Origin of the sequence: Paenibacillus sp. LBL, assembly GCF_029893715.1 — a bacterium.
Lineage (GTDB): Bacteria > Bacillota > Bacilli > Paenibacillales > Paenibacillaceae > Paenibacillus_AQ > Paenibacillus_AQ glucanolyticus.
This window is the reverse complement of the sequence record NZ_JARXYU010000001.1, coordinates 1,013,067-1,025,560: the sequence shown is the minus strand read 5'-3', so window position 1 is coordinate 1,025,560 and position 12,494 is coordinate 1,013,067. Positions and strand designations below refer to the sequence as shown.

At 47.9% G+C, this 12,494-nt stretch carries 11 protein-coding genes; all 11 read left to right on the top strand.

The annotated features are described in order from the left end of the window. Positions 1–68: 68 nt before the first annotated feature. The 11 genes from M2277_RS04970 to M2277_RS04920 all read left to right on the top strand — a co-directional run bounded on the left by M2277_RS04970 (position 69) and on the right by M2277_RS04920 (position 12,452). Complete coding sequence (locus tag M2277_RS04970; RefSeq protein ID WP_006212200.1) at positions 69–362, top strand: hypothetical protein; 294 nt, start codon at positions 69–71, stop codon at positions 360–362. Positions 363–560: 198 nt separating this feature from the next. After that, a complete protein-coding gene (liaF, locus tag M2277_RS04965) occupies positions 561–1,658 on the top strand; it encodes a cell wall-active antibiotics response protein LiaF (protein ID WP_280754282.1) in 1,098 nt (365 codons plus the stop codon). A gap of 5 nt (positions 1,659–1,663) precedes the next feature. Next, positions 1,664–2,764 carry a sensor histidine kinase gene (locus tag M2277_RS04960; RefSeq protein ID WP_040680955.1) on the top strand — a complete coding sequence of 367 codons (1,101 nt, stop codon included), beginning with the start codon at positions 1,664–1,666 and terminating at the stop codon, positions 2,762–2,764. A gap of 18 nt (positions 2,765–2,782) precedes the next feature. After that, positions 2,783–3,436 (top strand): response regulator, encoded by a 654-nt coding sequence (locus M2277_RS04955; RefSeq protein ID WP_006212197.1) that lies wholly within the window; start codon positions 2,783–2,785, stop codon positions 3,434–3,436. A gap of 152 nt (positions 3,437–3,588) precedes the next feature. Beyond that, on the top strand, positions 3,589–5,244 hold the full coding sequence (locus M2277_RS04950) for a S1C family serine protease (RefSeq protein WP_280754281.1): 1,656 nt from the start codon (positions 3,589–3,591) through the stop codon (positions 5,242–5,244). Positions 5,245–5,374: 130 nt separating this feature from the next. Further along, the gene (locus tag M2277_RS04945) at positions 5,375–6,061 is read left to right on the top strand and encodes a response regulator transcription factor (RefSeq protein ID WP_006212195.1); all 687 of its coding nucleotides are present in this window, start codon (positions 5,375–5,377) and stop codon (positions 6,059–6,061) included. Between the two features lies 1 nt (position 6,062). Further along, on the top strand, positions 6,063–7,514 hold the full coding sequence (locus tag M2277_RS04940) for a sensor histidine kinase (protein WP_006212194.1): 1,452 nt from the start codon (positions 6,063–6,065) through the stop codon (positions 7,512–7,514). A gap of 52 nt (positions 7,515–7,566) precedes the next feature. Further along, positions 7,567–8,517: a 4-hydroxy-3-methylbut-2-enyl diphosphate reductase gene (locus M2277_RS04935; protein ID WP_040680968.1), complete on the top strand. Its 951-nt coding sequence runs from the start codon at positions 7,567–7,569 to the stop codon at positions 8,515–8,517. A gap of 306 nt (positions 8,518–8,823) precedes the next feature. Next, on the top strand, positions 8,824–9,780 hold the full coding sequence (locus M2277_RS04930) for an ABC transporter permease (RefSeq protein ID WP_280754280.1): 957 nt from the start codon (positions 8,824–8,826) through the stop codon (positions 9,778–9,780). Between the two features lie 31 nt (positions 9,781–9,811). Then, positions 9,812–10,708, top strand: a complete 897-nt coding sequence (locus M2277_RS04925; protein WP_063480420.1) for a carbohydrate ABC transporter permease — start codon at positions 9,812–9,814, stop codon at positions 10,706–10,708. A 79-nt stretch (positions 10,709–10,787) separates the two neighbouring features. After that, a complete protein-coding gene (locus tag M2277_RS04920; RefSeq protein ID WP_063480419.1) occupies positions 10,788–12,452 on the top strand; it encodes an extracellular solute-binding protein in 1,665 nt (554 codons plus the stop codon). The last annotated feature ends 42 nt before the right edge of the window (positions 12,453–12,494 follow it).

Genomic DNA, 12,494 nt, shown 5'->3' with positions numbered 1-12,494 from the left:
ACTACTTTTCGGGGGCAAAACCCCTGAAGAGGATGATGGTATTGCATAAGAACAGGGAGGTGAATACTGTGGCTAAGAAGAACAAGGTGCAAGAGAACTTTAAAACACCGAATGAAAAGTTTAACGCTGAGTTTGCTGAAGATACCAGCATAGCCAGCAACCCTAAAGGGAATTCCAAAGTTCAAGAGAACTTCAAAACACCGAATGAAAAGTTTAATGCTGAGTTTGCTGAAGATACCAGCATCGCCAGCAACCCAAAAGGAAATTCCAAAGTTCAAGAGAACTTCAAAAAACCGAACGAGAAGTTTGATGCTGAGTTTGGCGAACTGAACACACCAGGGGACCATTCTGCAAACCGTTAAGGTTTAGATGCCAGCGTCCGTTCGTGAAAAATAAGACCTCCGCTTTAGCGGAGGTCTTTTATTATGGTTAAATACCCATTTTTATCCACTCACTCGGTCTCAAGACGGAGATCACTTTCATTCCACCGCCGCTAACCGGTTCATTCCAATATGTTGTACACTGTAGTTAAATAAAAAAATGAATTGGAAGGCAAGGGGATGACCATGAGTAGAAAAGGATGGAGCCAGCTTAGCAGCGGATTGCTGCTCATTGGTATCGGCGTTCTGTTTCTTCTAAATCAGCTTGATCTTATAAATGTGGACCTTGGTTATATATTCTCGACCTTTTGGCCGGTGTTCCTTATCTGGTTCGGGCTGCAGAGTTTGATTTATGCCCGTGGAGGAGCCCTGTGGGGTGCTGTTGTACCCATCATTATCGGGACGTATTTTCTCGGAAGAAACCTGGATTTGGTTGATTTCTCATTTGGCGATCTTATCAAGTATGCGATTCCGATCATTTTGATTGGTTTTGGATTGCAGGTGATCTTTAAACCGAGACATCATACACCGCCACCTTCACCGCCAAGTCCGGATGATTTCAGTTCGCATCGCCGGGAGGACTATGATCTGCCTGAGCCGCCGGAAGCCCGGCCGCTCGATTCTTCCCTCGATGAAGAGTTCGAACGGAGATTCGGCAAGCCAGACAAGGCTGACAAGGCTGACAAGACCCATTCGGATCCAGAGCCAGCCTCTATGCACGATCGTGAACGAGGTAAAGGATATCGATGGGATGGACAGCAGCATGAACGCCCGCGCCAAGAGCGTGAGGATCGCAGTCGCTTTAGGGTTCATGTTGATTTTGATAATGACGGCAGAAGCTACGGTGATGGCTCCGACAATACAGATCACCATCATGACCAATCCTGGAATGGTCATGATACGGTGAACAAGTCCTCTTTTATCGGGGACGTGCATATGGGTAAGGATTATTTTCAGCTGAAGCCAACGAATATTTCGCAGTTCATTGGAGATACGGTGCTTGATCTGACGAAGGCTCAGATTCCCTATGGGGAAACGAAGATCAATATCTCGGCTTTTATCGGGGATGTCAAGGTGTTTGTTCCGAATGATTCGGATATCGGCATCCATGTCACGACCAACTCTTTCATTGGCGATATGAAGGTGCTGGAGGAAAGCCGAAGCGGGTTTATGAGCAATGCCGGATTGGAAAGCCCGCATTACAGGGAAGCGGGTAAGAAGATTCGAATTATTGTTAGCGTGTTTATCGGTGATGTCAAAGTGAACAGGGTAGGATAACTGTTATGATGGGAATTTTGAAAAATACCAAATGGGTGATTTTGTTTTACTTTTTGCTGATTGGAGCCGGGGTTGCTGTTTTCCTGTATACAGCGAACCAATCCGGCTACATACATATTGAAGATAACCGGCTGTGGGTGTATTACACGGTCGGTGTCCTTCTGTTTACGGGGATTGCGGGATACATTGCAGGACAGCGCATTCAGCGCCCGCTGGATTTGCTTCATCTGAACATGCTGCAGGTTGCCAAGGGAAATCTGAATGTGCGGCTGCCGGCCATGGAAGACGGTTCTTTTGCCAGAGTGTATGATGAATTCAATGGAATGACGGAAGCGCTGGAGAAAAAAATGAAGCTCCTGCAGCGCCTGGGCGAGCAGGATGTCATTGAGAAGGAAATCGCTGCGGAAGCGGCGGTCCTTGAAGAACGGCGCCGAATGGCAAGGGATTTGCATGATACGGTTAGCCAGCAGCTGTTCGCGATTCATATGTCGGCCTCATCCCTTCCGGCGGTTCTCAAGCGAAATCCGGAACAGGGCGATAAGGTGCTGGGGCAGTTAATCGAGATGTCTCATGTTGCACAGAAACAGATGCGGGCACTGATTGCACAGCTTCGTCCCGTGGAATTGGAAGGCAGAACCCTGGAGGAGGCACTCGAACGGTGGTTCCCGGATTACTGCCGCCAAAATGGCCTGAAGGGCATGAAGGATGTTGAAATTTACGGAGGGGTATCGGATGCGATTGAGCATCAGCTGTTCCTGATCATTCAGGAAGCGGTTGCCAACATCGTGAAGCATGCGGGTGCAAGTCTTGTCAGCATGTCCCTCCGGGAGGACCAGAAACGTGTCATTTTAAGCATCAGCGACGACGGTGTTGGATTTGACGAGGTTGCAGGCAAGCAGGGCTCATACGGGCTGTCTACCATGCGTGAGCGCGCCGAGAAGCTCGGCGGGCAGGTGGATATCATAAGCAAGAAGGGTGCAGGCACGACGGTTCGCGTGAATATTCCGCTTTTTGAAGCAGAGGGGAAACAGGGATCGACCACGGAAGAGAGCAAGGATCAGGAAGATCGAGAAGAGCTGGAAGAACTGGCTGAGCCAGTGGAATAGAGAGGGGACAACATCATTATGGGTACGATTCGGATACTGCTGGCTGATGATCATGATATGGTTCGCATGGGGTTGAAAACGTATTTGTCGCTGGACCCGGGATTTGAAGTCATCGGTGAGGCAGCGAATGGGCAAGAGGTTGTCGATATGTTGCGGAATGGAGATGAGGCATCGAGGCCTGATCTCATTCTTATGGATTTAATGATGCCGGTCATGAACGGGGCCGAGACTACACGTGCCGTCATGTCCGAATTCCCTGATCAGAAGATTGTCATTCTGACAAGCTTCCTTGAGGACGAACTTGTGGTGGAGTGCATTGAAGCGGGTGCTGTCAGTTATGTGCTGAAGACCGTATCGGCCGATGAGCTTATATATGCTCTCCAGGGGGCATTCAGAGGCATGCCGGTGATGACTAAAGACGTATCGGAAGCGCTGACTCGGGGGATTCGCCGACATATGGTGAACGGGGATGAATCCGGACTCACCGAGCGTGAGAAAGAGGTTCTGCTGCTGATTGCCGAAGGGAGAAGCAACAAGGAGATCGGGGAAGAGCTGCATATCAGCATTAAGACCGTGAAGACGCATGTCAGCAATCTGTTGATGAAGTGTGAGCTGGATGATCGCACGCAATTGGCGATTTATGCCCACCGGAAGGGCTGGGTCAAAATGTAGCGAACAACTCATATTCCGGGATGTAGCCCAGCTTTCTTTTTATCTGCCTTTTAATTGTTTTTAAGGTACTATTAAGGTTTATAGTACACAATAAGAACAGTTAATCAATTAAACCACTTGGAAGCAAGTGATTTTAAATAGGAGGTAGACCTATGGACGATCAAAGAAAGCGTTACGGGTACCCGGATGATGAGGCAAACAACAACGAGTCGAATAACAATGAATTACCGAGACGTGAGAATGAATCTTCTTCTGAGAATTCTTCTTCTTACTACTATTCTTACGGACCGTTTCAGTCCATACCCAGTGAGCGTGATGACGAGCAGACAGATCACCCATACCGCAGCAGAGAATCGCAGGAAGTGGAGGTTACCGCTCCTCAGCCTGTTAAACCGATACCATCTTCGGGCTTCTCGAATTCCTCCGGAAGCCAGGGCGGAGGTGGCGGCGGACCTGTGGATTCCATGACAAGAAATAAAGACTGGAATTATAATCAGAAGCCTAAAACTTCAGTGAAGACCGTGCTCCTGTCCTTCCTGGCAGGCGTACTCGTCATCTCAAGTTTGATGTTCGCCGCGGATCGTACGAATTTATTTACTCCGGATGCAGCGTTCTCATCTGAGCCAGCCCAAGAAACTTCGGCTAACGTGAGTGATAACGGCGGAGCAACAACGGCATCGGCGATAATTCCTTCGGGTCAGGGGGATGTATCCGCGGTTGTGGATCAGGCAAGTCCGGCTGTCGTGCTGATTGAGACACTGGTTAACAGCAATAATAGACAAAGCACGAATCCGAACATGAATGATCCGTTCTGGTACTTCTTTGGTGGCGGCCAATCAAGCCAGGAAGGAAACGGCGGGAATAGCGGTAATGGTGGAAACAGTGGAAATGGCAGCAACGGAGGACAGGAATCCCAGCTCCAGCCTTCAGGGATTGGCTCGGGTTTCATCTTTGACAAGTCCGGATATATTTTGACCAATGAGCATGTTATCCATGGTGCCGATGTGATACAGGTCACGGTACAAGGCATTAAAAAGCCTTATGAAGCGAAACTGCTCGGTTCCAGTTATGAGCTGGATTTGGCCGTTCTGAAAATCGAAGGGGCCGATTTTCCGTCGGTGGAGCTAGGTGACTCCAATTCGCTGAAGGTCGGTGAATGGCTTGTGGCTATCGGGAACCCGCATGGTTTTGAGCATACGGTAACCGCAGGCGTACTTAGCTCGAAGGAACGCGAGATCGATATTCAAGGCACGAACGGCGAAAGTGAGCGGAATTATGAGCATCTTTTGCAAACCGATGCCTCGATTAATCCGGGTAACTCAGGCGGACCGCTTCTTAACCTGAAAGGTGAAGTCATCGGGATGAACGTAGCGGTCAGCGCGGAAGCGCAAGGGATCGGGTTCGCGATTCCGTCCAACACGATTAAGGAAGTTGTGGAATACCTGAAGAATAATGAGGAAGTTCCGAAAGATCCGGTTCCGTTTATCGGGGCAAACCTGGGAACGGTCACTCCGCAAATTTCCCAGTCCCTGGGTACCGACGTGACGGAAGGCTCTTATGTTGACAGCGTTGTGTTCCGTTCGCCGGCATATGAAGCAGATTTGCGTCAATATGACATCATTGTTGGTGTGGATGGAACAAAATATCCGACTTCGTCAGATTTGGTTGACTTCATTAAAACGAAGAAAGTCGGAGACAAAATTACGCTGAACGTAGTTCGTAACGGCAAGAACATGGACCTGCCGCTGACGATCGGTGATAAGAACGAGTTCGATCTTTCCCAGCAGCAACAGCAGCAACAACCGTAACCCCGGATAGGTGTATACAACAAGCGGAAGGGATCGTTCCCTTCCGCTTGTCTTGTCCTTGAGACGACCGATATAATGGGATTGTGACGTCGTACTAAATATAACGCTATTAGATAGAGGAGATGCCGCTATGCGATCCCGGATATTAATTGTAGATGATGATGAGAAGATTATTTCCATGCTGCGCAGAGGACTTGCGTTTGAGGGCTACGATGTCCTGACCGCATCCAACGGAGCAGAAGGATTGAAAGTGATATTGAGTGAGGACCCGGATGTTGTCGTTCTGGATGTGATGATGCCCCAAGTCGATGGATTTGAAGCGTTGCGTAGACTCCGGGAAGGCGGAAGCACGACACCGGTGCTGATGCTGACGGCGAAGGACGAAGTGGAGAACCGGGTGAAGGGACTCGATACCGGAGCCGATGATTATCTCGTTAAGCCGTTTGCGCTGGAAGAGCTTCTTGCCCGCGTAAGGGCGCTGCTGCGCCGTAAAACCGGCGACGATTCGTCTAACCACCGGCTGACCTACGAGGATCTCATAATGGATACGGATGCGAGGGAAGTCATTCGCAGCGGTCAGAGACTGGAACTGACGGCGAAGGAGTTTGAGCTGCTGCATCTGTTTATGCAAAATCCGAAGCGGGTCCTGTCGCGCGATTTGATTATGGATAAAATATGGGGCTATGACTACAGCGGAGAGTCTAATGTGCTGGAGGTTTATATCGCCATGCTCCGGCAGAAGACCGAGGAACATGGAGGGAAACGGCTGATCCAGACGATCCGCGGAGCCGGCTATATTTTAAGAGGAGATAACTAGCATGTCCATTCGGTTAAGACTGACAGCGTGGTATACCGGCATCTTATTTGTGACACTGCTGATTTTCAGCTCGGCGGTGTATGGCTTTGTCCATTTGTATACGTATGAGGAGTTAAAGCAGCGTATTGAGCAGCAGGCTGACAAAATTGGTTTCACGCAAGGGGCGGTGGAGGTTCTGCCTAATAGATCCTCGGCTATCAGCTTGGAAGAAGCAGATCTGTATGTACAGACCTATACATTTTATAATGGTAAACTATGGCAATCTCAAAATATGGCTTTTAGCGGCATTCAATTTGACGTCCCTTCTGTAGAGAAGGCTTTAAATTCAAAACAAGCGTTTAAGCGTGTTACCGTGAACGGTAATTCGTTTTTGGTATTTGAAAATCGTGTTGTAGAGACAAATTCAGGGAAATTGTTTGGGTGGATACAAGTCGGTGCTAACACGCGTACCATTGAACAAACCCTGGACCGGCTCCAATCCATCCTGATCATGGGTTCGGCAGCCACACTTGTGATTGCATCAACCTTGGGACTGTTCCTGGCTCGCAAATCCATGAAACCGATCGGCAAGGTCACCGAGGCGGCGGAGCAGATCCAGAAGGGCACGGACCTTAGCGTTCGAATCGAATACGACGGGCCGCAGGACGAGATCGGGCAGCTGATTGGTACCTTTAACGGGATGCTTGAGAGGACGGAGGGGTTCTACAAAGAGCTTGAGGATGCCTACGCCGCACAGCGCCGTTTTGTATCGGATGCTTCCCATGAGCTTAGAACTCCATTGACAACCATTCGGGGGAATGTGGATCTGCTGCAAAAAATGTGGGAGGTAGCACCCGGCGAAAGAGCGGATATGGACGAAGCCACGATCAAGCAGATCTCATTCGAAGCGGTGGGAGATATATCGGATGAAGCCAAGCGGATGAGCCGGCTGGTGAACGATATGCTGTCTCTGGCAAGAGCCGATACCGGCCAGACCTTCGAGCTGGATCCCGTACCACTCCAGCCGTTGGTTGAAGAGGTCGCAAGGCGGGCTCATTTCCTGGAGAAAACGGCAGAGTGGCATGTGGGCGAACTGTCCGTTCTGAATGGTGTTTACGTGGAAGGCAACAAGGATTATTTACAGCAGATGCTGTTCATATTCATTGAGAATGCATTCAAGTACACGCCGGAGGGCGAGGTGAGCCTGGATGTTGTCCTGTACAAGGGACAGGTCGGGCTTCGAATTTCGGATACGGGAATCGGTATGGATAAGGACGAGGTTCCGTTCATATTCGAACGTTTCTACCGTGCGGATCAATCCAGAGGCATCACGAGCGGGACCGGACTTGGACTCTCCATTGCCAAGTGGATCATTGATGAGCATAAGGGGTCTGTGGAGGTTGTAACCCGAAGAGGGGAAGGCAGTACCTTTATCGTCTGGCTGCCCGTCGTATTTGCTCCTCCTCTGGAATAGGTTATAATAGACTAGATCGTTTACGTATTACAAGGGAAAGCAGGTGAGGATCATCGAAGTCTTGAGAATATCACCGAGAGGTTATTGTTATGGAGTCGTTGATGCCATGGTATTGGCACGTCAGGCGGCCCAGAATTTGGATCTTCCTCGGCCTATTTATATATTGGGCATGATTGTTCACAACAGTCATGTAACGCAATCCTTTGAGGATGAAGGCATCATTACCCTGGACGGTCCGAATCGGATGGAAATCCTGAGTCAGGTGGAGAGCGGCACCGTTATTTTTACCGCGCACGGGGTCTCTCCGGAAGTACGCAAGCTTGCACGGGACAAAGGATTAACGACACTGGACGCCACTTGTCCGGATGTTACCAAAACCCATGATTTAATCCGGGAAAAGGTAGCCGACGGGTATGAAATCATTTATATCGGCAAGAAGGGTCATCCGGAGCCGGAAGGTGCCATTGGCATCGCGCCGGATCATGTGCATCTTATCGAGAACGAGGAAGAGATCGAGCAGCTGCAGGTGAAGTCATCCCGAATCACCATTACGAATCAGACTACGATGAGCCAGTGGGATATCAAGCATATTATGAAGAGTCTGCTGGATAAATTTCCGGGAGCAGAGATTCATAACGAGATCTGTCTTGCCACGCAAGTGCGGCAGGAAGCTGTAGCCGAGCAAGCGGGACAGTCGGATTTGGTTATTGTGGTTGGAGATCCGCGGAGCAATAACTCGAACCGGCTTGCCCAGGTGTCTGAAGAGATTGCAGGCGTTCCCGCTTACCGTATCGGGGATGTGACGGAACTGAAACGCGAATGGCTTGAAGGAGTAGGCAAAGTGGCAGTTACATCAGGGGCATCAACACCGACTCCAATTACCAAGGAAGTCATCGCTTATTTGGAACAGTATGAACACGATAAGCCGGATACTTGGGAAATCAAACGCACGGTGAATATGAGCAAGCTGCTTCCCCCGGTTCGGGTGAAGAGTAAGTCATAAGAATTGCCATTTATATGCTCAATTAAGACCCATCGCAGGTACTGCTTGCGATGGGTCTTTTCATGTTTAATTTCAGAAATATTTTTTACAAATCATAGGATTAAAAGGTGGAAACTGTAATTTTTCTAAAAGCCATATCTCTCACTTTACATAAGAAAGCAATATTCCATGTTGTGTAAGCGTTTCACTTTTCGATTGAATAATATCATTTTTCGTTGAATAGGCAAATGTTTATATTTGATAGTTTAAACTACAATGTTAGACATCAGATAAACTTCATGGCATAGAACACACGGGGGGTTGGATATGGCGCAAATATCCGTAGAACAGGAACCTGTTCCAAAACGGAAGAAGGACAGCTTGTTAATTCGCTTTGCTAAACAATGGGATATTCAGTTAATGGTGCTTCCTGCACTCGCACTCATTTTTGTGTTTAGCTATATACCGATGTACGGTATTTTGATGGCTTTTCAGGATTTTAACATTTTTAAAGGCATGGGTGACAGCCCTTGGGCAGGATTCAAACATTTCGAAATGTTCTTTGAATCACCAGAGTTTATGACGGTCATGAGAAATACGATCGTAATCAGTTTGCTCAAGTTTCTCATTGGATTCCCTGCACCGATTCTGCTTGCACTTATGCTGAACGAAGTCCGGCATATGTTCTTCAAAAGACTCGTGCAAACGGTCAGTTATCTGCCGCACTTCCTGTCTTGGGTTATCGTTTCAGGCTTTGCGATTTCTCTCTTGTCAACGGATAACGGCAGCGTAAATATTTTGCTTCAGAAGCTGAATTTGATTGAGGAACCGCTCAACTTCCTGTCCATTCCGGAATACTTCTGGACAATTCTCGTAACGACAGGGATTTGGAAAGAAATCGGGTTCTCCTCCATCGTATACTTGGCAGCTGTGGCCGGGGTTGACCCGCATATGTACGAAGCTGCTGACATGGATGGTGCAAGCAAGTTCAGACAGATCTTTACGATTACGCTTCCCTCGATTATGCCGGTTGTAAGTATTTTCATGATTCTTGCCGTTGGTAACTTGCTTACTGCAGGTTTCGAAGAAATCTTGCTCTTGGCGAAGAACCCGGTATTGCGAGAGGTTTCCGACGTTATCGACACGTATGTTTATCGAATAGGTATTGAAAATTCCCGATTCTCATATGCAACGGCTGTAGGCTTGTTTAAAGCGGTAATCAGCGTCATGCTTCTGACGATTGCCAACTTGATCGCACGTAAATCAGGTAACAGCTTATGGTAAGAGAACATTGTGATGAAGGGAGTCGGTAGTTTTGGTACGGTTAGCATTCGGTGACAAAGTGATGATGGTTATCATATATATCTTTCTGGCATTATTGGCCTTTGTAACTTTTTATCCGTTTTGGAACGGACTTGTCATTTCATTTAACTCGGGTTCAGATACAGCAATGGGTGGCGTTACCTTTTGGCCCCGGGACTTTACATTGGAGAATTACGGGATCGTGTTTCAGGATACCAGGCTGCTGAATGGTTTCAAGATTTCGGTGCTTCGTACCGTGATCGGAACCATCTCCTCCATACTCGTAACATCCATCTTTGCTTACGGGATGACCAAGAGCGAATTGATTGGCCGCAAGTACTACATGATTATGTGTATCATTACGATGTATTTTGGCGGCGGCTTGATCCCAACCTTTATGCTCGTTCGTGGTTTGGGTCTGATGGACTCCTTCTGGGTGTTCATTATTCCGGGCTTGGTAAGCGTGTGGAACATGATCATCTTCCGGACTTTCTTCAACGGTCTTCCGAATGGTCTTGAGGAATCCGCCAAGATTGATGGCTGCGGCAACTGGGGTATTTTCTTCAAAATCATTCTCCCGCTGTCCGGTCCGGTTATCGCAACATTATCGTTATTTACGGCAGTTTCCCATTGGAATGAATGGTTCTTGCCAAGTATTTATATCAATAACGAGAACCTGCTGCCCATTCAGACCATGCTTCGCCAAATATTGAGTTCTAATATTATGTCTGAACAGATGAGCAACCTGGATTCGGCTTCTCAAGCCGTTCTCTCGCGGATGCAGAGTGTAACTTCTAAATCGCTGTCCATGGCAACTATGATGGTGGCAACGCTTCCGATTATTATGGTGTATCCATTTGTCCAGAAGCACTTCGTTAAGGGTGTTCTGGTAGGTTCCCTGAAAGAGTAGGAAGAGATAACGCGTGTTGTTTGAAGCATGAGCTTTGGACATAAATATCAAGTGTAAAGACGAAAGGGGAAATTAGAGAATGAGGTTGAGAAAGAAATCGCTGACCACATCGATGACGGCCTTGCTGACTGCAGCGCTCATGCTTTCGGCATGCGGCGGCGGAGCGAAAACTGCTGACCCAGCTCCTGCGGACAAAGGTGGAACTAGCACGCCTCCAACAGAAGAAGCAGGCAAGTTTGTACTTGGCGAAACTCCACTGGAGTTCAGTTTCTACGGTCATTATAACGAGTATACCATGCCTCCATGGGGGCAAGACGAATCTTCGAAATGGATTAAAGAGAATAAGAAAGTAACCGTAAACGCCATTCATTCGCAAGGTAACGCGCAGCAAAAATTCAACACCATGATTGCTTCCACTCAGCTTCCGGATGTCATGTGGATGGACCGTGGACCGGATGTAGAGAAGCTGCGTCAAGCTGACATGCTTGTGCCTTATGATGAATATCTCGATAAATATCCTAACCTGAAAGAATGGATGGGTGAAGAAGGTCTGAACATGCTTCGTTCCCCTGACGGTAAACTGTATCAGTTCCCGAACTGGTATACAAACCAGCCGAATGGTAATGCAGGGTATGTTATTAATAAACAAATTTACACAGAGCTGGGTTCTCCTAAACTGGAAACCACAGATGATTTGTATGAATACCTGAAAGCAGTAAAAGCCAAGTATGGCGATAAAGTTGTTCCGTTTGAACCACACGTTCAAGGTCAAGGCATTGAAGTTCTGTATTCCGCTTTTGCTGAAAATGCTCTAACTCGCTGGATCAGCATCCGCGGCGTACCTAACGGCGATAAGCTGACTTCTATCTTTACGGATCCAATCTTCCGTGAGTCGATGCAGTATTCTGCGAAGCTGTTCCGTGAGAAATTGATTTCTCAGGATGCTATGACTCAAACGGTTGACCAGGTTAAAGAGAAAGTGAACACTGGACGCGTTGCAGTATACGCTGCATCAAGCCCGACTGAAAATGCAATGAACGCTCATGCAGAGTTGGCAGCAAAAGATCCAAACGGAGGATACTTCATGATCTGGCCGATTCACAAAGAAGGCCTCGACAAGAACAAAATCTTCCCTGGTACTTATACTCAATTGGGTTGGAACGTAAGCGTAATTACGAAGTCCGCTAAAGATCCAGAAGCTATCTTTGCTTTCCTGGATTGGTACACAGGTCCTGAAGGACAAAGCGTTTTGATGTGGGGCCCTCCAGGAGGATATTGGGATGGCTTTGAAGAAGACGGCGTGACACCTAAATTCACGGAGAAATATGTATCTGATGCAGCCGGTCTTAACAAACTTCAAGCAATCACAACGAACCTGCACTGGAATGGTAACACGGTCTTTATTGATACAGCAAAAGCAAAATACGAGAGTACATTGCCAGAAGAGCAGCGCAACTGGTCCACTCGTTGGCAGTATGAAATCACTTGGAAAACCCAAGCGAATGCTACGGAATACATCAACCTCGATCCGGCTCCGGACAGCGAGGAAGGAATTATCCGTCAGCGTGTAGAAGATATCTTTACAGAATCCAGAGCGAAAGCCCTGTATGCGAAGGATGATGCAGAAGTATTGGCTATCCTCGACAAGGCTGAAGCGGATGCACAATCTGCTGGATACGATAAACTTCTTGCATTCAAAACAACGAAATGGCAAGAAAACGTTACAAAAATGAAAGGCCAATAATAATCTTTACTTAAACCAAGAAGGGTATGCTGCTGATGCAGT